Origin of the sequence: Nonomuraea sp. NPDC049419 (genome assembly GCF_040676995.1) — a bacterium.
In the GTDB taxonomy this organism is placed as follows: domain Bacteria; phylum Actinomycetota; class Actinomycetes; order Streptosporangiales; family Streptosporangiaceae; genus Nonomuraea; species Nonomuraea salmonea.
In genome coordinates, this window is the sequence record NZ_JBFAQB010000009.1 from 87,425 (window position 1) to 107,503 (window position 20,079).

At 71.2% G+C, this 20,079-nt stretch carries 19 protein-coding genes and 1 riboswitch; of the genes, 13 read left to right on the plus strand and 6 right to left on the minus strand.

The annotated features are described in order from the left end of the window. Window positions 1-14: 14 nt before the first annotated feature. Window positions 15-130: riboswitch (TPP riboswitch) on the plus strand. Further along, window positions 120-1,457: a cytosine permease gene (locus AB0K12_RS25900; protein WP_364566201.1), complete on the plus strand. Its 1,338-nt coding sequence runs from the start codon at window positions 120-122 to the stop codon at window positions 1,455-1,457. Its footprint overlaps the riboswitch before it by 11 nt. Here AB0K12_RS25900 and AB0K12_RS25905 read toward each other — a convergent pair. Next, window positions 1,426-1,995, minus strand: coding sequence for a methylated-DNA--[protein]-cysteine S-methyltransferase (locus tag AB0K12_RS25905; RefSeq protein WP_364566204.1), 570 nt, complete (start codon window positions 1,993-1,995; stop codon window positions 1,426-1,428). The genes AB0K12_RS25900 and AB0K12_RS25905 overlap by 32 nt on opposite strands. A gap of 95 nt (window positions 1,996-2,090) precedes the next feature. Between AB0K12_RS25905 and AB0K12_RS25910 the strand changes: the two genes are divergently transcribed. Further along, a complete protein-coding gene (locus AB0K12_RS25910) occupies window positions 2,091-3,959 on the plus strand; it encodes a PAS domain S-box protein (protein ID WP_364566207.1) in 1,869 nt (622 codons plus the stop codon). Window positions 3,960-4,101: 142 nt separating this feature from the next. Beyond that, window positions 4,102-4,533, plus strand: coding sequence for an ATP-binding protein (locus tag AB0K12_RS25915; RefSeq protein ID WP_364566210.1), 432 nt, complete (start codon window positions 4,102-4,104; stop codon window positions 4,531-4,533). On the opposite strand, the gene yidC is transcribed toward AB0K12_RS25915, so the two are convergent. The 3 genes from yidC to AB0K12_RS25930 form a co-directional block, all read right to left on the minus strand. After that, the gene (gene yidC / locus AB0K12_RS25920; RefSeq protein WP_364566213.1) at window positions 4,517-5,158 is read right to left on the minus strand and encodes a membrane protein insertase YidC; all 642 of its coding nucleotides are present in this window, start codon (window positions 5,156-5,158) and stop codon (window positions 4,517-4,519) included. The genes AB0K12_RS25915 and yidC overlap by 17 nt on opposite strands. 117 nt (window positions 5,159-5,275) lie before the next feature. After that, a complete protein-coding gene (locus AB0K12_RS25925; RefSeq protein ID WP_364566216.1) occupies window positions 5,276-5,473 on the minus strand; it encodes a DUF6412 domain-containing protein in 198 nt (65 codons plus the stop codon). Next, window positions 5,473-5,646: a hypothetical protein gene (locus AB0K12_RS25930; RefSeq protein ID WP_364566219.1), complete on the minus strand. Its 174-nt coding sequence runs from the start codon at window positions 5,644-5,646 to the stop codon at window positions 5,473-5,475. Before AB0K12_RS25930 ends, AB0K12_RS25925 begins: the two co-directional genes overlap by 1 nt. Window positions 5,647-5,740: 94 nt before the next feature. Between AB0K12_RS25930 and AB0K12_RS25935 the strand changes: the two genes are divergently transcribed. Beyond that, on the plus strand, window positions 5,741-6,436 hold the full coding sequence (locus AB0K12_RS25935; RefSeq protein WP_364566222.1) for a response regulator transcription factor: 696 nt from the start codon (window positions 5,741-5,743) through the stop codon (window positions 6,434-6,436). Next, window positions 6,436-7,533 (plus strand): HAMP domain-containing sensor histidine kinase, encoded by a 1,098-nt coding sequence (locus tag AB0K12_RS25940; protein WP_364566225.1) that lies wholly within the window; start codon window positions 6,436-6,438, stop codon window positions 7,531-7,533. Before AB0K12_RS25935 ends, AB0K12_RS25940 begins: the two co-directional genes overlap by 1 nt. A 21-nt stretch (window positions 7,534-7,554) precedes the next feature. Here AB0K12_RS25940 and AB0K12_RS25945 read toward each other — a convergent pair whose 3' ends face one another. Continuing rightward, complete coding sequence (locus tag AB0K12_RS25945) at window positions 7,555-7,944, minus strand: hypothetical protein (RefSeq protein WP_364566228.1); 390 nt, start codon at window positions 7,942-7,944, stop codon at window positions 7,555-7,557. A gap of 187 nt (window positions 7,945-8,131) precedes the next feature. On the opposite strand from AB0K12_RS25945, the gene AB0K12_RS25950 reads away from it, so the two are divergent. The 8 genes from AB0K12_RS25950 to serS all read left to right on the plus strand — a co-directional run bounded on the left by AB0K12_RS25950 (window position 8,132) and on the right by serS (window position 18,326). After that, the gene (locus AB0K12_RS25950; protein WP_345393493.1) at window positions 8,132-8,479 is read left to right on the plus strand and encodes an STAS domain-containing protein; all 348 of its coding nucleotides are present in this window, start codon (window positions 8,132-8,134) and stop codon (window positions 8,477-8,479) included. 46 nt (window positions 8,480-8,525) lie between these two features. Next, the gene (locus AB0K12_RS25955) at window positions 8,526-9,254 is read left to right on the plus strand and encodes a glycosyltransferase (protein WP_364566231.1); all 729 of its coding nucleotides are present in this window, start codon (window positions 8,526-8,528) and stop codon (window positions 9,252-9,254) included. A gap of 28 nt (window positions 9,255-9,282) precedes the next feature. Further along, the gene (locus AB0K12_RS25960) at window positions 9,283-9,822 is read left to right on the plus strand and encodes a DinB family protein (protein ID WP_364566234.1); all 540 of its coding nucleotides are present in this window, start codon (window positions 9,283-9,285) and stop codon (window positions 9,820-9,822) included. A 249-nt stretch (window positions 9,823-10,071) separates the two neighbouring features. After that, window positions 10,072-11,751: a polyprenol phosphomannose-dependent alpha 1,6 mannosyltransferase MptB gene (mptB, locus tag AB0K12_RS25965; RefSeq protein WP_364566237.1), complete on the plus strand. Its 1,680-nt coding sequence runs from the start codon at window positions 10,072-10,074 to the stop codon at window positions 11,749-11,751. Between the two features lie 2,554 nt (window positions 11,752-14,305). Next, complete coding sequence (locus AB0K12_RS25970; RefSeq protein ID WP_364566240.1) at window positions 14,306-15,511, plus strand: glycosyltransferase 87 family protein; 1,206 nt, start codon at window positions 14,306-14,308, stop codon at window positions 15,509-15,511. A 22-nt stretch (window positions 15,512-15,533) separates the two neighbouring features. Continuing rightward, on the plus strand, window positions 15,534-15,953 hold the full coding sequence (locus AB0K12_RS25975; protein WP_345393520.1) for a DUF4446 family protein: 420 nt from the start codon (window positions 15,534-15,536) through the stop codon (window positions 15,951-15,953). A gap of 75 nt (window positions 15,954-16,028) precedes the next feature. Next, a complete protein-coding gene (pheA, locus tag AB0K12_RS25980) occupies window positions 16,029-16,949 on the plus strand; it encodes a prephenate dehydratase (RefSeq protein WP_364566243.1) in 921 nt (306 codons plus the stop codon). Between the two features lie 114 nt (window positions 16,950-17,063). Next, on the plus strand, window positions 17,064-18,326 hold the full coding sequence (gene serS, locus AB0K12_RS25985) for a serine--tRNA ligase (RefSeq protein ID WP_364566247.1): 1,263 nt from the start codon (window positions 17,064-17,066) through the stop codon (window positions 18,324-18,326). Between the two features lie 14 nt (window positions 18,327-18,340). Here serS and AB0K12_RS25990 read toward each other — a convergent pair whose 3' ends face one another. Further along, complete coding sequence (locus tag AB0K12_RS25990; RefSeq protein WP_364566249.1) at window positions 18,341-19,960, minus strand: hypothetical protein; 1,620 nt, start codon at window positions 19,958-19,960, stop codon at window positions 18,341-18,343. Window positions 19,961-20,079: the final 119 nt, after the last annotated feature.

The window sequence follows — 20,079 nt, forward strand, 5'->3', positions numbered from 1 at the left end:
TAAGGGCGCAAACTACAGATCGTCGCGGGAGCTCGGGGTCGCCGGGCTGAGAGGGCAGCTATGCATCCGCTGCCGACCGCCTGAACCTGTCCGGGTAATGCCGGCGTAGGGAGTGTGCGATGTCGCACGGCGTCGAAGAAGTTCCGCTGACCCTCGAAGGCGAGGCGCCCAAGACCCTGGGCGTGCTCGATCAGGGCGCGCTCTGGGCCAACCTCGGGGTCAGCCTCCTCGGCTTCTCCGGAGCGCTGCTGCTGCTCGACCCGCTGGGCAATGCGCCGCTCACCCTCGCGGCGGCGCTGGTCGCCACCGTGGTGGGCAGCCTGATCGGCACCGCCATGGTGGGCCTGTCGGCCATCCCGGGCACGCGCACCGGCAAGCCGGCCATGGTGCTGCTGCGCGGGCTGTTCGGAGCCAGGATCTCCTACGTCCCGACCGTGCTGAACATCATCCAGATGATCGGCTGGGGCGCCTTCGAGCTGTGGGTGATCGCCAAGGGGGCCGGCGCCATCTTCCCGTCGGTGCCGTACCAGGTGTGGGTGCTCGTCGCGGGCGTGCTGACGACGGCGCTGACCGTCTGGCCGCTCGGCTCGATCCGGCTGCTGCGCCGCTACGTCACCGTCGGCGTCATCGTGGCGATGGTCTGGTTCACGGTGTTCTTCCTGCGCGACGCCCCCTCACCCGAGGGCGGGAGCTGGACGGCCTTCCCCGCCGCCGTCGACTACGTGATCGCGCTGTCGGTGTCGTGGGTGCCGATGGCGGCCGACTTCGCCCGCCACTCGCGGTCGGGCCGCGCCGCGTTCACCGGCGTGGTCGGCGGCTACACGCTGGCCCAGGTGGCCTGCCTGGGGCTCGGCGTCTACGCGGTGGCCCTGGCGGGCGCGGACGGCGTGCTGGCCGACCAGACCTCGGTGTTCGGCCCGTTCGTCGCGGTGCCGCTGGGCGCGCTGTTCTTCGGCATCCTGGTGCTGCGCGAGACCGACCAGTCCTTCGCCAACGTCTACTCGACCACGATGTCGCTGCAGAACCTCATGCCGCGGGTGGACCGGCGGATCCTCTCGACCGCCATCGGCGTGGTGACGGTCGTGATCGCCCTGTTCGCGGACGTCAACTCCTACGGCGTGTTCCTCGGCGTGATCGGCGCCGTGTTCGTGCCGATGTTCGCGGTGCTCGCGGTCGACTACTTCGTGCTGCGCCGCGGCGAGGGCTGGAACACCGCCGAGGACGCCCCGTCGCGCTGGTCGATGCTGGTGCCCTGGGCGCTGGGCTTCGCCGCGTACTGGCTGACCACCTCGACGCCGACCTTCCCGCAGTGGGACGCGCTCTGGACGGGCGTGCGCGAGGCGCTCGGCTTCGTGCGTCAGCCGTGGATGAACGGCGCGCTCGGCGGCGCCTTGGTGGCGGCGCTGGTCACGCTGCTCATCGGGCTCATCCAGCGGTCGCGCGCTGCTCGACGTTGAGCAGGTGCTGCTTGGCGGCGGCGCCGCCGGCGTAGTCGCCGAGCCCGCCGTCCTCGCGCAGCACCCGGTGGCAGGGCACGATCACGCAGACGGGGTTGGAGGCCAGCGCGTTGCCGATCGCGCGCAGCGCGCGCGGCCTGCCGATGCTCTGGCCGATCTCCTCCAGCGTCGTGGTGGTGCCGTAGGGGACCGCCATGGTCTTCTGCAGCACCGTACGGGCGAACGGCGTCGCCAGCGTCAGGTCGACCGGCGTGGCGAACGTCCGCAGCCGCCCCGAGAAGTAGGCGTCGAGCTCTCTGCGCACCGGGTCGAGCCGCCGCGCGTCGGGCCCGATGAACCGCCCCACGTGCCGCGTGATCAGCTCGAACACGTCGTTTTCCGCCTCGAAGCTGCACGCCGCGATGCCTTTGCCGGTCACCGCCAGCACCATCCTGCCCACGGCGCCGTCGTAGGTGCCGAACGCGATGTCGGGTGGTGTCTCACCCCGATAGGTGCTGGAGGTCACCCGCAGCAGGGCATCGAGATCGTTGCTCGACATACCCCTCACCCTCCCACCTGCCGGGAATCACCGTGACCGCAGCGTATCGGACGGATCGCCCGACGCACCCACCGCGCCACGTGCACTATGGAGTAGTGGGGGACGAATGGGCCGGTAGTGACGATGAGATCGCTCGTGCGGCGCTCGCCAGCTCGCCCAACGCCATCGTGGCGCTCGACCGCGACCAGAGCGTGCTGGTGTGGAACGCCGCCGCCGAGCGCATGTTCGGCTGGAGCGCCGATGAGCTGCTCGGCCGCCGGGCGCCGATCGTGCCTGACGAGCTGGGCGCCGAGCACAACGCGGTACTGGAGCGCGTACGTACGGGGGAGCCCGTGTCGCTGCGCACCAAGCGCCTCCACGCCGACGGCCGGGTGCTCGACCTGCGGGTGGACATCAGCGCACTGCACCTCGGCAGCGCCGTGGCCGGTTACGTGTGCGCCTACCACCCGGCCAGGGCCGACGAGATGGCCGAGCACCGCATGGCGCGCCGCGCCCGGCTGGTCGCCCGCCTCACCGACGTCGTGGGGGACATCAACTCCGACCTTGAGCTGTCGGCCGTGCTCGACCGGATCTCGGCCAGCCTGACCGAGCTGACCGGGGCGGACGCGGGCGGGTTCGTGCTCATCGAGGGCGAGCGGCTGCGGCTGGTCAGCACGTACGAGCTGCCGGAGGCGATCAGGGACACCACCACCGACCTGCGGACGAGCCTGGTGGACAAGCTCTTACGCACCGGCAAGACCGTGATGCTGGAGTCCCACGGGCTCGACGACCTGGTGTGGGCCAAGCTCAAGGGCCTGCACACGATCGCGCTGGGGCTCGCCGCGGTGGGCGGGCGGCCGTACGGCGCTCTCTATGCCCTGTTCGCCCGCCGCAACCCGGGACACCTGGAGCTGGAGCTGCTGGAGCTGCTGGCCGGGCACGCCGGCATCGCGGTCGGCAACGCGGTCGCCTACCAGGAGGCGGTGCGGCAGCGGGCGCACGAGCGGGCCGTGTTCGACGCCAGCGCCGACGGCATCGCCGTGCTTGACCAGGACGGCCTCGTGGTGCGCTGGAACCCGGCCGCCGAGGAGCTGACCGCGCTGCCCGCTGACTCCGTGATCGGCGGCCCGCCGCCGTTCCCGCTGCCCAAGGCGGGCGAGAAGGGCACCTTCCAGCTCGACAACGGGCGCTGGCTCGACGTGGTGAGCGCGCAGATCGAGGAGACCGGCGAGGTGGTCGTCGACTTCCGCGACGTCACCGCGGCCAAGGAACTGGAGGAGGCCAAGGACCTGTTCCTCGCCACGACCAGCCACGAGCTGCGTACGCCGATCACCATCGTGCGGGGCTTCGCCAGCACGCTCGACTCGCGCTGGGACGACATGAGCGACCCCGCGCGCCGCTCGGCCGTGCACACGATCGCCGAGCGTGCGAGGTCGCTGGGCGTCCTCATGGACCACCTGCTGCTGGGCGCGCGGGCCGGCGCCGACGAGCTCAAGGTGCGCATCGAGGAGTTCGACCTGGGGGAGCGCATCGTGGCGGCCACGCTGGGGCTGCCCGAGCTGTCCGACCGGCACCGGGTCGAGGTGGACGTGCCCGAGGGGCTGCCGTACGTGCTGGGCGACGCGCTGGCCACCGACATCCTGCTCGGGCAGCTGCTGGAGAACGCGTTCAAGTACTCGCCCAAGGGCGGGCTGATCAGCGTGGCGGCCTGGCCGGAGGACGACAACGTGGTCGTCGTCGTGGACGACGAGGGAGTCGGAATCGCCCCGCCTGACCGTGAGCGGATTTTTGAACGCTTCGTCCAGGTGGACAGCGGCGACCGGAGACGGTTTGGTGGAGTGGGGCTCGGTCTCTACATCGTCCGCAGTCTCGCCAGGGCACAGGGAGGAGATGTCAGCGCTCATCCGCGACCAGGAGGAGGCACCAGAATGCGGCTCGTGCTGAGGGGCTCTTCCACTATCGGATCCGACACACCGATGCGGTAACGAGGTGGTCACGGTTGCGCTGATCTATCTTCCAATGTGTACAAGCTGTGATCGAGATGCGGTTTCTGGGATCGAGTAACGGGGCATTTCGGTCGTACCGGGGAGTGTTCCCGCGGGGGGCACAGGGAACGGGGAGGTGGGTGTGTCAAGCGTGGTGCTGCTGCCGTACGCGCCGTCCAGCGTTGCCGTCGCCCGCCAGCGTCTGAGCACTGATCTGCAGGACAGTGGGGTCTTCACCGCGGCCATCGACGATGCCGTGCTCGTCGTGAGCGAGCTTCTGAGCAACGCGCTGCGGCACGCTCATCCGCTGCCGTCGGGCATGGTGCGCGTGGCGTGGCTGCGCAGCGACGATCACATCGAGGTGGCGGTCAGCGACGGGGGCGCCGCGACCGAGCCCCGTGCGGGCCGGCCGACGCTGTCCTCGCTCGGGGGCCGGGGGCTCGGCATCGTGGAATATGTCGCCGAGAGCTGGGGGGTGCGGCACGACGGCGACACGACGACCGTGTGGGCGATTCTGCCCGCGCCCAGCAAAAGTGTGAACGGGCAGGTCGCGGCCCTCAGAGAGGCCGGCTAGCCAGCACGGCGCGCTCGCTCACGGCCCACGCCGTCGAGACGAGCAGATAGAGGCCGGCGGCCAGCGGCAGCACGAGCGCGGCCAGTGCCGAGCCGTACGGCAGCAGCCGCATGATCCGCTGCATCGCCTCCGGCTGCTCCTCCACGACCTTGATCTGCCGGGCCGAGAGCCACGCCACCGCTGTGACCAGGGCGATGACCAATACAAAGACCAAAACCGGGGTGCTGACCAGACCGAAATGGGCGACCACGCCGGCCGCCTGCTCCCCCAGCGGCGCCCCGAACAACGTGTGCCCCGCGAGCGCGGTCGGATGGGTGGCCACCCGGTACATCAGCCACAGGAACGGCAACTGGGCCAGCATCGGCATGATCCCGGCGAACGGTGACGTGCCCTCCTTGGCGTAGAGGGCGCTCAGCTCCCTGCTCAGGCGCTCCGGGTTGCGGCCGTGGCGCTCACGCAGCTCGCGGAGCTTGGGGGCGAGCCGTTCGCGGATCTTCGTGGTACGGGCCTGGCGGACGTTCAGCGGCAGCAGCAGAAGGCGTACGGCGAGGGTGAACAGCACGATGCCGAGGGCTGCACTGCCGCCGGAGACGTGAATGACGAACGTGACGAGAGAATCGATCATGAGCCCTGTTCCCTGCTAGAGAGGCGTGATGACGACGGGCTCGCTCGTCATGACCGAGGGAGCCCCGCTTCGACGGGGGCTCGTAAGGAAGCCCCGCGTCCCGGAAAGCGGGGCGCGCTAAGGAGCGCGGGGACGCGGCCGCCCGGCCGCGTCGGGGTCGCGCAGCCGCTGGAAGGCCGTGCGGCGCGCGTAGGACAGCGGGAAGCCCGCCGGCTCCCCGAGAAGGACGGGCAGCAGCGTGGCCGCCCACGTGGCCAGCAGGAGGATCGCCATCATGGTGATCCCCACCAGCCACGGGTCGAACAGCAGCTGCATCAGCTGGAGCGGGACGTCTTACCGACGACGGTGACCGCGACGAAGACGACCAGGGCGATCACACCGATGATCAAGGCAAGCTTGATCAGACCCACCAGCATCGGCAGGACGAAAGTGAAGAGCACGAAGAGACCCAGCAAGGTCCCCAGAACGAGCATCACGACTTTACCCATGCGCCCACGGTACGTCCTCGGGGCATGATCCGCGACCCTTACGAAGCCATGACGTACCAGCCGGTTCCGGGCGGCCGGGCCGTACCGTGAAGACGTGAACACGCGCATCCTGGTGGTGGACGACGATCCCACGGTGTCCGAGGTCGTGGCGCGCTATCTGGAGCGCGACGGGCACGAGGTGGAGTGCGTCGGCGACGGCGCCGAGGCGCTGCGCAGGGCCCTGGCCCATCCGCCCGACCTCCTGGTCCTCGACCTCATGCTGCCCAAGATCGACGGCCTCCAGGTGTGCCGGCGGCTGCGGGAGCGCTGGCCGGTGCCCGTGATCATGCTGACCGCGCTCGGCGAGGAGATCGACCGGGTCGTCGGTCTCGAGACCGGCGCGGACGACTACGTCACCAAGCCGTTCAGCCCCCGCGAGCTGGCGCTGCGCGTCCAGTCGGTGCTGCGGCGGGCGCGCGGGGCCTCCGTCACCGGCGGCACCGGCGTGCTGCGCGACGGCGACCTGCTGGTGGACGTCGGAGCCCACGAGGTGCGCCTGCGCGGCGAGGAGGTGCTGCTGACCGCCCGCGAGTTCGACCTGCTCGCCTACCTCATGCGCAACCCGCGCCAGGCCTTCAGCCGCTCCGCGCTGCTCAACCAGGTCTGGGGATGGTCGTTCGGCGACTCGTCCACGGTGACCGTCCACGTGCGGCGGCTGCGGGAGAAGATCGAGCCCGACCCGACAGAACCGCGCAGGATCGTCACGGTGTGGGGGGTCGGCTACCGCTACGAGCCCCTGGACGGCCTCTGATGCCGCGCCCCGGCGACCTGCCCATGGTCATGGCCGTCACGGCCGGGCTCGGGCTGCTCATCGCGCTGGCGGGCGTCTGGCTGATGGGGCGGCTGCGCACGCGGTCGATCGGCGTGGCCATGGCCGTCGTCGTGGTGGTCGCGGTGGCGGCCACGCTGGCGGGCGTGGTGGCGATCATCAACAAGATGATCATCGAGGGGCCGACCAAGGACTTCGTGCTCAGCGTGGTGGCCGTCGGGGGGCTCGTGGGGTTGGGAGTGGCGTTCGTGCTGGCCAGGCGGGTCGTCCAGGAGAGCAGGCGGTTGGTGGCCGCCGTACGCGACCTGCCGTTCGTCGCGCCGGCCGGGCTCCCGGCCGAGCTGCAGACGATCGCCAACACCCTGGAGGAGGCGTACGCGCGGGAGCAGGCCCTGGAAGGGGCGCGGCGTGAGCTGGTGGCGTGGGTGAGCCACGACCTGCGTACGCCGCTCGCCGGCATGCGGGCCATGGCCGAGGCGCTCGAGGACGGCGTGGTGACCGACCCCGAGACGGTCACCCGCTACCACGGGCAGATCAAGCTGGAGGTGGAGCGGCTGTCGGCGATGGTGGACGACCTGTTCGAGCTGTCGCGCATCCACGCGGGGGCGCTGCGGCTGTCACGGTCGCGGATCGGGCTCGCCGACCTGGTCGCCGACACGCTGGCCGGGGCCGAGCCGCTCGCCAGGGCCAAGGGGGTGGTGCTCACCGCCGAGGCCGCCGCGGCCGTGCCCGTGGAGGCCGACGCGGGGGCTCTGGGGCGGGCGCTGCGCAACCTCGTGGTCAACGCCATCCGGCACACGCCGTCCGACCGTCCCGTGGTGCTCAGGGCCGCTGTCGAGCAGGGGATGGCCTGTCTGTCGGTCACCGACTGCTGCGGAGGGATCCCCGAGGAGGATCTGCCCCGGGTGTTCGAGGTCGCCTTCCGGGGGGAGGCCGCGCGGACGCCCAGCGCGGACGGCGGGGCCGGGTTGGGGCTGGCCATCGCGCAGGGGATCGTGGAGGCGCACGACGGGGAGATCGGCGTGGTCAATGACGGGCCGGGGTGCCGGTTCGAGATCCGGCTGCCCCTGGTCGGCTGAGATTACTGGCGTACGGGATCGTCAGGGGCCTTCTGTGGCCTCCCGGCCGAACGACTCCGACATCGCCCGAAATGTCGGGCAGGGCCAGCGCCACATGCAGCTCCTGCACCGCAGGATCGGATGTGCCGCGTCGCTCGTGATGCCCCCCGCGTCGCGCGGCTGATGGAGATCGAGCAACCTCAGCCCGAGCTCAGAGAACCTGAGCAACTCCGTACGCGCCCCCGCCAGGAACTCCAGGTCCTCGATCGCGAGGCGGGTGCGGATGGGGACGTAGCCCTCATGGTTCACCAGGGCGCGCAGGTGACCTGCTTCTTCATGCCATGACGTCGCCTTCTCCGTGGTGATGAGGATGGTCTCCAGGCGTTCGCGGAGGCCCTGGCGCTGCGGATCTTCGGGTTCGTCTGCGTTCATCGATCCGGGGCTCTTCGGTCGGGCCCCAGCCCTTCCTTCTCCGTGAGGCGGTGGCGGTTCCGGTGTCACGCTGTCAAGCTTCGCGTACTCTCCGTTTTCATGGAGCCCAAACGGAGGACAAAAACCTGTGGTTCCCCTATCGGCGTGACAACGTGACCGGAAGCCTCAGCGCCGCTAGCCTGCCCATGTGGAGCTCAAGGTCTCGACTCGATCACATGCCGGGTGCGCACTCGTTGCCGTCACCGGGGAAATCGACCTCTATACGGCGCCCCACCTGCAGTCCGAGTTCACTCGGCTGCTGCAGGAAGGGCCTAGCCGGGTGGTCATCGACATGTCCGCCGTGGATTTCTGCGACTCCACGGGGATGAACGTCCTGCTCTCGGCGCTCAAGCGGATGAAAGAGCAGGGAGGGACGCTGGAGGTCGCCGCGCCACGTCCCGCCGTACGCAAGATTCTGCAGGTCACCGGGCTCGACTCGGTGTTCACCGTGCACGAAGAGGTGCCGCAGGAGTTCCTCATCACCGAGGGATCATGAGGCAACGCGATCGCGGCTGCGCCGCGCTTGAAGGAGGTGCGGCTCGATGAGCGCCGACACGGCGGTCGTCATCCCGGCCGCCAACGAGGCCGACCGCATCGCCGCCACCGTCAAGGCCGCCGCGGCCCTGCCGGGCGTCGATCTCGTCGTGGTCGTCGACGACGGTTCGCACGACCAGACCGGCAGGGTCGCCCGCGCGGCCGGCGCGCGGGTCGTCCGGCACAGCCGCAACCGGGGCAAGGCCGCCGCTATGGAGACGGGGGCCGAGGCCGTACGCCTCCTCGACGAGGACGACGCCCCCCGCCACCTGCTGTTCCTCGACGCCGACCTGGGTGACACCGCCCGGGCCGCCGCGCCTCTCATCGAGCCCGTACGCGCGGGCGAGGCCGACATGACCATCGCCGTCTTCTCCACCAGGGTGAAGCTGGGCGGCCACGGGTTAGTCGTCCGCCTGTCCAAAGAGGGCATCCGCCGCGCCACCGGCTTCAACGCCACCCAGCCGCTCAACGGCCAGCGCTGCCTGACCAGGGCGGCCTTCGAGGCGGCGCGTCCGCTGGCGCACGGGTTCGGGGTGGAGACGGCGCTGACGATCGACCTGCTGCGCAGAGGGTTCCGCGTCAAGGAGGTCGAGGTCGACATGGCCCACCGGGCCACCGGCACCGACTTTCGCGCCCAGCTCCACCGGGCACGTCAGCTCCGGGACGTGGCGCGGGCGCTGGCGGTACGGGAGCCGGTGGTCGTACAAAATCTGGACAAACTCCGTCCCAAGCGCTGAACCGGCTAACCCCCTAAACTGACCGCCCATGACTGACACAGACGAGCAGGGCCGTCCTGAGCCTCCCCTCGCCGCCGACGAGCTCGGCACGCTCGTGGGCTACCTGGAGTTCCACCGGGCGACGTTGGCGTGGAAGTGCGCCGGCCTCGACGCCGCCGGGCTCAAGGCCACCGTGGGGGCGTCGACGATGACGCTCGGGGGCATGCTGAAGCATCTGGCGTACGTCGAGGACCACTGGTTCTCCCGCATGCTGCACGACCGGCCCGGCCAGCCGCTGTGGACCACGGTCGACTGGAAGGCGGACCAGGACTGGGACTGGCACTCGGCGGCCGCCGACTCCCCGGAGGACCTGCACGCGCTGTGGCAGGACGCGGTCACCCGTTCCCGCCACCTCCTGGACGAGGCCCTGGCAGCCGGCGGCCTCGACCAGCCGGCCCGGCGCACGTGGCCGGACGGCCGCGCGCCCAGCCTGCGGTGGATCCTCGTGCACATGATCGAGGAGTACTCCCGCCACAACGGCCACGCCGACCTCATCCGCGAGTCGGTGGACGGCCTCACCGGCGAGTGATTTCCGCTCGGGGCGGCTGGAGGGCGCTCCAAGGCACGGCCCGGCGGCGCGTTCGCTTGAGCTCCGGGCGCGGGCTGACCGGGCTCCGGCTTGTCGGTGGACCCGAAAATGCCCGAACGCGCAGCATCCTGTGGGCTGGTGGACGGAGAGGCCGGCGGGTTGTCCACAGGCCGGGGCGATTCGCTTCGGTTATCCACAGGAGGGGCTGAGCGGGCCGGATCCCTTCCGCGGGTGTGCTGGAATCTTCCGGTGACTTCGGAAGCGCGGCGCAAACAGGGACGAGGCCGGTTGGCCGGGCCGGCCATGGTGGCGATCGTCGTCTCGATCCTGCTGACCATCACCATCGGCCTCCTGGGCCCGTCCGCGATGGTCCCCGCGCTCACCGGCCCCGCCTGGCAGCCGCCCTACTCCCTGGCGGCGCACCCCAGCCCCTACCTCGTCATCGCCCTGGCCACCGCAACCCTGCTCCTGGGCGGCCTGGGCCTCCTGGCCGCCCTTTTCGCGACAAGCCGCCCCGGCTCCCCTCCAGCCACCACCCGCGACGACCCCGACGCCACTCCCACGGCCACTCCAGACGACCCCGACCACGGCTCGGGGGGTGCCGCCTTCCGCAGGCCCTATCCCGCCCCGCTGCACCGGCTCGGAGGAGTGCTCCTCAGTGCCAGGGCTCTGGTGCTCGTCGGGTGTGCGGCCGCTGCCGTGCTGGCGTTCCTGCCGCCCTCCGGGTCCGGAGACCACCTCAACTACGCCGCTTACGGGCGCATGGTCACCTTGGGCGTCGATCCGTACACCCACGGTGCGATCGACCTCCCAGGTGACCCCATCGCCGACGCCGTCGAGGAGCCGTGGCGGGAGGAGCCGAGCGTCTACGGGCCGGTCGCCACGGCCGTGCAGGCGGTGGCGAGCTGGATCGGCGGTGACTCGCTCAGGCTGACGATGTTCGTCCTGGCGCTGTCCAACGCCGCCGCGTTCATCGTGACGGGGCTGCTCGTCGACCGCTTCACCCGGCACGACCCCCGCAGGCGCCTGAGAGCGGCCCTTCTGTGGACGGCCAATCCGCTGCTTCTCTATCACCTCGTCGCCGGCATGCACGTCGACACCCTCGCCATCGCCTGCATGGTCGCCGCCCTGCTGGCCAGGGGGCGTCCCATGGGCTCGGGGGTCCTGCTCGGGCTGGGGGTGGCGATCAAGGTGAACGCCGGTCTCGTCGCCCTCGGCCCCGCCTGGGAGTTGCGCCGCCGGCCCGGACGCCTGGCGCTCATGGCGGGGTGCGCGGTCGCCGTGGTGGTCGTCGGATACGCCGTCGTCGGGTTCGACGCCCTCGCGCCGATCACCCGTACGAGCAAGTCGATCTCCCATGCCTCGTTCTGGAAGCTCGTCCAGGGCTGGCTGCAGGCCATCGTGGGGACGGGGAGCGCTTACCGGGGGGCCATCCAGGTCGGGTCGCTGCTGGTGCTCGCGCTCGTCGCGTGGTCGTTGCTTCGCCTGGCCGCACGTGCCGGGTGGTCGAGCGGTGGTGGGGCGCTCTCGGGCCACCCCGGCGCGCCTTCCTGGCATGCCTCTTCGGCGGCGCCCGGGGGGGTGGATGCGCCGGTGGTCGCCATGGCGTTGGTGGTGGCCTACCTGTTCGCGACGCCGTACATCCTGCCCTGGTACGACGGGCTGGCGCTCGGGATGCTGGCGCTGGTGGGGGCGTCCGCGCTGGACGGGCTCGTGGTCGCGCATCTGCTGGTGCTGTCGTTGGCCTACCTGCCGGCCAGGGTCGAGGGGCAGCCCGACGACCTCGAGTGGCTGCGTACGGTGGTCAGACCTCAGCTCGGCTGGGCGCTGCTGGCTCTGACGGTGGCGCTGGTGGCGTGGGCGTGGCGAGCTGCAGGGCGCGAACGCAGGCGGCAAGCGTCAGCGGCACCGCAACGGTCAGGGCCATAGCGGGGATGGCGATGCCCGAGTCGTTCATGAGGAAGCCGATGAGGGCGCAGGCGAGCGCACCGAACAGGCCCGCTCTGAGCGTGGGGGTCAGCCCGTACGCGAGGCCGAGCGCGGCCACGCCCCAGCGTGAGGGACGGGCCAGCACGAAGAACAGGAAGGCGAGGGCCACCAGCGAGAGGAGGGTCAGCGACCAGTTGCCCACGGTGACGCCGATCATCGCGCCGAACTTGCGTCCGATGATCGTCCACGCCTCGCCGTCGATGATCTGCTGGACGAAGGTGCCGAGGTGGGTGCGCTCGGCCTCCGGGCGCAGCCAGTCCACCACGGAGAGAGCGCCCACGAGCATCGCCCCCGCCAGCCCGACCAGCACCAGCAGCAGCGGCGACACCCGCCGGCCGGAGAGGAGGATCAGGAAGACCGCCAGACCGACCACGAACGCCGGCACGCCCCCGAAGTCCGCCCCCCAGGCGGGCCACCCGTCCGCGAACACCGCGAACCCCCCGTACACCGCACACAGCGTCACCACCACGGCCCTCGGCACGCCCTTGCCGAGCAGCCAGTGGGCGATCCCGGCCAGGGCGAGGATGGTGCCGGTGGCGTAGATGGCGAAGGCGATGTTGCTGAAGCCGTAGAACCGTCCGCCGGTCACGGGCTCGTACCCGCCGACGGCGTTCACCTGGAGCGTCGAGCCGGTCATGACGTCGAGGAGGAGGGCCAGCGAGGTGACGGCGGCGACGACGGTCAGCGGGCCGAGCACGTGCGCACGCCAGGGGCCGGCGAACGCCACGGCGGTGATGAGCCCGCCGATGCCCACGATCGTCGCGATCACCGACACCATCGGCACCGGCAACGTCCACCAGGGCACGAGCTGCGCCAGAAACGTCGAAACGGTGATCGCCCCACTGACCACAGCCACGACCTGCACGGACTTGAGCACGAGAGACCCGCTCGCCAGCTCGCCGGCCGAGTGGGCAGGGGCCGACTGGCTCGGGGTGGCCGCGTGCGCCGGTGCGCCGCCGCCTGGGGTGGGCTGAGCTGGGGTTGCCTGTCCAGCCGGGCGCTTGATGGCCGGTGGCTGGTCTGTGGGGGCGTCGGTTCGGGCGGCTTGTGCGGATGTGGTGGTTGTCCCCGGGGGTGCTTCTCCTTCGAGGGCTGAGGGGGTGGGCCGGTGGTCAGTGGGCTGGGGTTGGGGCGTGGGGGGTGTTCGTGTGCTTTCTGCACCCGACCGCCGGGGTTTCGGGGTGGGGCGGCGGTAGCGGAGGGTCAGGGCGGCGAAGGCGTAGAAGAGGAGCTGGGCTATGACCAGGACGGTGAAGAAGGGGCCGCGGACCTCGCGCAACACCTGGCTGGCCAGGTCTTCGTCGGCCAGTTCCGTCGCCACGTCGGCGGGGGACGCGGGAGGTTGGCCGCCGGGCTGCCAGGGGCGGCCGACCACTTCTCGGGGCGGGGTCAGGCCCAGGACGTCGATGGCCGTCGCGGTGAGGTCGCTGATCGTGACCAGGGCGTCCTGGCGGGTGGAGGTGGCGGTCAAGTAGCCGTGGGGGTAGGCGGGGCCGGTCGGTGCAGGGCCGGTGGCGATGGCTACGTGGAGGTGGGCGTTCGGGGTGACGTCGGAGATGCCGGCCAGCAGGATCGTCGTGTCGTGAGGGAGCCGGGTGAGCAGGGCTTCGATGCGCCGGTCGGCTTCGGCGACGGCGTTCTCGCGGGCCGCCGCGGGGAGGGCGGTGGGGATGTCGTAGTCGTCCACAGGCTGTCGTGACCAGGCCGTTGCCAGGTCGGCGGCTTCCAGGACGATCAGGTTGTACGGGGTGGGGTCGCCCAGGGCGGAAGGAGTGGGGGCGTATTTGGCGATATTTCCGGACTTGTCGACGGCGGCCAGCGCGGCGCCCGGACCTATGGCGGCCACCTTGCCGCCGCCGTCCGCGACGATCTGACCCAGGGTGCCGAGGCGGGCGTTGTACCCGGTCTCCGACTGGTGGGCGGTCAGGGCGTCCCAGCCCGGGATGGTGGCGCCCTCGCCGCTCTGCTGAGGGGCGGGTGGTGCAGGGCAGCCCGCGTCCGGCGTGCCGGCTCGCTGGCCTGCCGAGACGGTCAGCCAGCCCGCGGTGGGGCAGGTGATGCCGCGCCCCGGGGGAGGCACGGTCCGCGTCGAGAGGGAGGCCGACGAGCCCTCGGACATGAGGCGCCACAGGTTGGGGGTGCGTGTCTGGTCGAGGTCGCTCCACTCCAGCCCAGGGACGCCGATCAGAGCCACTCGGCCCCGGAGGGCGCTCGCGGTGCCGGCCGCGGGGGCGGCTGCCGCCGGGGCGCTCGTGCCGCCGGTCGCGGTGGTGGCTCGCCCGCCCGGGGCGGCAGGACGAGCACTGCCGATCAGAAAATTCTCGGTGGCGGGGGCGGTCCAGAGGAGCGGGACGGACAGGGCCAGGAGGATCGTCAGGAGGAGGCGGCGGCGCCGCTTTTCGCGCCGGACCGGGCACGCCATGGCGTTCGGCATGTACGGACCCCCAGTAGTCTGCCCCTCGACCAAACAACAGCCACGGTAACGTGCCACACCGTGACAAGTGGCGAGGTACGGGTGAGACGGCGGCAGTGGTGGGCGTGGATGATCGCGGCCCTGCTCGTCGCGGCGGCCGCGGCGCCGCTGGTGTACGAGTGGCTCACCAACCCCGACGACCAACGCCTGGTCGACCTGGACGTTTACCGTACCGGCGGGCAGATGCTGCTCGACGGCCGCCCGGTGTACGACTACTTCACGCCCGCCCCGCAACTGCTGCCCTTCACCTACCCGCCGGTCGCGGCGATGCTGGCGGTGGGGCTGGCCGGGATGTCGTGGGAGACGGCGCAGTGGGTGTGGACGGCCGGGATCTTCGTGGCGCTGGCGGTGACGGTCGGGTTCTCGTTCCGGCCCTTGCTGGTCAGGGAGTCGCTGCGCAAGTACGCGCCGTGGGTGTTCGCGCTGCTCATGGTCCTATGCACGTACTTGATGCCGATCAGGGACCAGGTCAGGTTCGGGCAGGTGGACATCCTGCTGGTCGCCTTGTGCGTGGCCGACTGCGTGGCGCGGCGGCCGTGGTGGCCCAGGGGGTTCCTGATCGGGCTGGCGACGGCGGTGAAGCTGACGCCGGGCGTCTTCCTGATCTACCTGCTGATCACCAGGCAGTGGCGGACGTTCTTCATGGCCTCCTTCGCGGCGGCGGTGCTGACGCTGCTGCCGTTCGCGGTGATCCCGCAGGACGCGGCCGACTTCTGGTTCTCCGCGCTGCTCGACCCTGAACGCCTCGGCGCGAACGCGGCCACCACCAACCAGTCGATCCGCGGGATGCTGATCAGGCTCTACTGGCCGGACGCGCTGACCTCGGTGCTGTGGCTGGCGATCGTGGCGGCGGTGGGCTGGTACGGCTTCCGCGGGGCGCGGGACGCGTACCGGGACGGTGATCACGTGACGGCGGTCGCGCTGGTCGGGCTGATGGCCGTGCTGCTGTCGCCCGTCGCCTGGATCCACCACCTCGCCTGGGTGGTCGTGGTGCTCGCCGCGATCGTGGGCGACGGCCGCGATCCGGTACGGCTGCGCGTGGCGGCCGGGGTGTGGCTGTACTACGTGGTGCCGGTGCCGTGGTGGGGGGTGTCGCTCAAGGCGGCGGACATCCCGGGCGTCAGCCTGGTGCTGGGAAAGATCGTCCAGAACGGGTACGGGCTCGGCGCGCTGGCCCTGGTGTGGTTGCTGGTGCATTGGCTGCCGAAACGGCGGCAGCTCGCTTGACTTTCCCGTTACCCTTCGTGTCGTGCTCGTTACCATCTGGGTGATCGTGGGCGCCGTGGCAGGCGTCAGTGGCGTGCTGGTCGGTTACTCGGCGCTGCGGCAGGCCAGGGCCACGGTCGAAGACTGCCGGCGGCTGCTCGCCCGGCAGCTCGGCGAGGGCCGCGGCGATCTCAAGGCCATCAGGGACGTCGCCGTGTGCCGGTATGACGCGCTGTCGGAGATGACGGGGCGGCTGTCGTTCTCGGTGGCGATGATCAACGGGCTGGGCGACGGCATCGTGCTGACGTCCATCAACGGGCGCAGCGAGACCCGCACGTACGTGCGGCCCGTGGTCGGCGGCAAGGGGCAGGAGCCGCTGTCGCCCGAGGAGGAAGAGGCCGTGCGCGCGGCCAGGCTCGGGTTGGGACCCCTGGTGGCGGGGCCGGTGCCGGGGACGTTCTAGCAGGTGATCCACGCCGGAGACCAGCCGTCGGAGTAAACGGCCGCGAGGCCGCCCACCTGCGGATACCCTGGACGCATGCCCAGACTCGCCTATCTCGGACCGGAAGGCACCTTCACCGAAGAGGCCCTGCGGCTCCTCGATCCCACGGCAGACCGGCTGCCCTGCGCCAACGTCAGCGCCGCGCTCAACGCCGCGCGCTCCGGCGACGCCGACGGCGCCGTCGTGCCGCTGGAAAACTCGATCGAGGGCGCGATCACCACGACGCTCGACGAGTTCGCGTGGGGCGAGCCGCTGGTGATCAACGCCGAGCTGCTGCTGCCGGTGCAGTTCTCGCTGCTGGCGCGGCCGGGCACCGAGATCCCCCACATCAAGCGGGTCTACACGCATCCCGCGGCCATCACCCAGTGCCGCGCGTTCGTCGCGCGCGAGCTGCCCGACGCCGTCGTGGTGTCCGCCCCTTCGACGGCGGCCGCGGCGCAGGAGGTGGCGCTGCCAGGGTCGCCGTACGACGCGGCCATCGCCGCCCGCATCGCGGGCGAGCACTACGGGCTGGTCGAGCTGGCCTCCGGCATCGGCGACAGGTCCGACACGGTGACCAGGTTCGTCAAGGTGGCCCGGCCTGGGCCGCTGCCGCCGGCGACCGGGTCCGACCGCACCACGCTGGTGGTCTTCCTGGCCGACGACCACCCGGGCGCGCTGCTGGAGATGCTGACCGAGTTCTCGGTGCGCGGGGTCAACCTGACCCGCATCGAGTCCAGGCCCACCGGCGACGGCATCGGCCGCTACTTCTTCCACTTCGACTTCGAGGGCCACATCGCCGACGCGCGGGTGGGCGACGCCATCGCCGGCCTGCACCGCATCTGCGGCGAGGTGCGCTTCCTCGGCAGCTACCCGCGCGCCGACGGGCAGGTGCCGCAGATCAAGCGCGGCACCTCCGACTCCGACTTCGCCGAGGCCGCCGAGTGGCTGGCCAAGGTGCGCGCGGGCGAGATCTGACCTGGCGGGGCCGTGCGGCCCGCCGGCGGGGTGCGGTGCAGGTCGCCGGCGGGTTTTCCGGGTGTCGGGGATAACGAGGGGCAGCCGGGGTCCGTACGCCGGTAGCCTTTCCTTGTGATTGACCTGCGTACCCTTCGTGAGGACCCCGACCGGCTACGGGCGTCGCAGCGTGCCCGCGGTGAGGACGACTCGGTCGTCGACACGCTGCTCGACCTCGACGAGCGCCGCCGATCCGCGCTGACCTCGTTCGAGTCGCTGCGCGCAGAGCAGAAGAGCATGGGCAAGTCGGTCTCCAAGGCGCAGGGCGAGGAGAAGGCCGCGCTGCTCCAGCGGGCCAAAGACCTCGCGAGCCAGGTCAAGGCCGCCGAGGCCGAGGCGGAAAAGCTGGGCGCCGAGCTCGACGGCGTGCTCCAGACGGTGCCCAACATCGTCGAGGAGGGCGCCCCGGCCGGCGGCGAGGACGACTACGTCGTGCTCGAGAGGCACGGCGAGCCCCGGCAGTTCGACTTCGAGCCGAAGGACCACCTGGCCCTGGGCGAGGCGCTCGACGCGATCGACATGGAGCGCGGCGCCAAGGTGTCGGGCGCCAGGTTCTTCTTCCTCAAGGGCGTCGGGGCGCGGCTGCAGCTCGGCCTGCTCAACATGGCGATGCAGCAGGCGATCGAGGCCGGGTTCACGCCGATGATCACGCCGGTGCTCGTCAAGCCCGAGACCATGCAGGGCACGGGCTTCCACGTGGCCCACGACAAGGAGATCTACCGGCTGCCCGAGGACGACCTTTATCTCGTCGGCACCTCCGAGGTGGCGCTGGCCGGCTACCACGCCCAGGAGATCATCGGCGGCGACGAGCTGCCGCTGCGCTACGCGGGCTGGTCGTCGTGCTTCCGCCGCGAGGCGGGCTCGTACGGCAAGGACACCAGGGGCATCATCCGGGTGCACCAGTTCGACAAGGTCGAGATGTTCTCGTACGTACGGCCCGAAGACGCCCACGAGGAGCACCTTCGGCTGCTCGCCTGGGAGAAGGAGATGCTGGCCAAGATCGAGGTCCCCTACCGGATCATCGACACGGCGGCCGGCGACCTCGGCATGTCGGCGGCCAGGAAGTTCGACTGCGAGGCCTGGATCCCGACCCAGGGCCGCTACCGCGAGCTGACCTCGACGTCCAACTGCACCGAGTTCCAGGCCCGCAGGCTCGCCGTCCGCTACCGCGACAAGGACGGCAAGCCGCAGCACCTGGCCACGCTCAACGGCACGCTGGCCACGACCCGCTGGATCGTGGCCATCCTGGAGAACCACCAGCAGGCCGACGGCTCTGTGGTGGTTCCCGCGGCGCTGCGTCCTTACGTGGGGCTCGACGTGCTGGAGCCCCCGAAGTAACCCCCGCTGGGGCGTCAGAGCCCGGCCGAGGAGCCCTGCTCCTCGGCGCGGGCGTCGCGCCTGACCAGCAGGGCGCCCACGGCCAGCACGGCCGCCGTCAGGAGCACGGCCAGGGCGACGGCCATCTGGTACGACGCCAGGGAGCCGTCGGCCCAGGCTCTGAAGGGCAGCGAGACGGCGGCGTAGACCAGCGGAGCCCCGAGCACGCCGGTCAGGACGGGCACCTTTCGCGGCCGTCCTGCGACCGCCAGCCCCAGGCAGACCGGGGCGCCCAGCACGACCGCCAAGAGTCCGCCCGTGCCCATGAGCAGCGAGACCTCCTGGTTCGCCGGCATCGACGCGTGGTCGAACCAGGGTGTGAGCGCCGCCGCGAACCCGGCGCAGGTGACGGCGGCGATGCCCAGATACGTACGCCCGTAGCGGCGCAGACCCGCCCCCATGAAGCCGAACAGCGCGCACGCGGCCAGGGCCCAGGCCCAGACGAGTTCGCCGCGCAGCGGGACCTCAGGGGCCTCCTCGGGCAGGGAGACGCGACGCCACGTCCCTGAGACGTCGCGGATCACGACCGAGTCGGGACCGCCGGCGACGACCACGATGTGGCCGCCGGGCCTGGCCTGCACGGCCAAGGTGGTGGGGAAGCCGGAGGGGTCGTCGTAGCGCCTGCTGAGGCGCTCGACGTCGTCCGACGACAGGCGCCAGGCCGGCCGCCAGGTGCTGCCGCCGTCGTCCGACTGCTCGACGCCCTTGCGGTCCTCCGTCACGCGGTAACACCGGGTGGCCTGCTTCGGCACGCACTGGGCGGTCTGGCCCTTCCTCTCCTTGTCCGCGGTGCTCTCCGACCACGTGCGGCCGCCGTCCTCCGAGGTCCACACGGTGTGCGGCCAGGTGTGGACGGCGATGCGGTCCTGGTCGTCCACCGTGACGGAGCCGACGTACGGGGTGGGCGGGGCCGCCGAGGTCGCGGTCACCGCGAGCACGGCCAGAGGCATCGTCACCGCGAACCGCCAGCGGGCGGCGGGCGGGCGGCGGAGGCTGTGAGCGCGTACCCACCAGGCGAGGGCGAGGGCCGGCAGCGCCAGGAGGTCCGTGGGATCGGCCAGGACGCGCGACGGGCCCGCGAGGAAGGTCCAGGCATGGGAGGCCGCCTCAGCGCCCGTCTCCGTCGTTTTCACGGCCGCGAAGAGCACCCCGGTCACCACGACCGCCACCCCGTCACTCCCCGCCCACGGCCCTCCGGACCGCACGAAGCGGGAAAGCCGGCGCAGCGGCCCAGCCGAGAAGGGGCGGTGGCCGCTTCCGGAGAGGTGGGAGGGGCGCCGATCAGAGCCTCCGCTCCTGGAGGACCGGGCTCCTCCAGGGAGTCGCCGCAGGAAGCGCCGCAGCCGCTCGGGGAGTCGCCGCAGGAAGCGCCGCAGCCGCTCAGGGAGTCGCCGCTCGAAGCGCCGCAGCCGCTCAGGGCGGCGTCGGTCGAGGCCGTTCAGCAGCCGTTTCGTGAGGGCTGCTGCGGGGCGCGTCAGGAGGAGGGCGACGAGGGCGGGGGCCACGAGCAGGCCGGCCACGTCGCTGAGCTTGCCCGTCACGACCCCGGGAAAGGCCGGTTTGAGCAGGTGGTCGTTGACCAAGAGCACGAGCACCCCGGCAACTGTCACGGGGTGGCACAGCCACGCGTACCTCATACCCAGGTTGACCGCTGCGGGGACGGGGCGGTTCAAAGGTCATGTGAGTCGAGTCACACCCGTGACCAACCTGACAT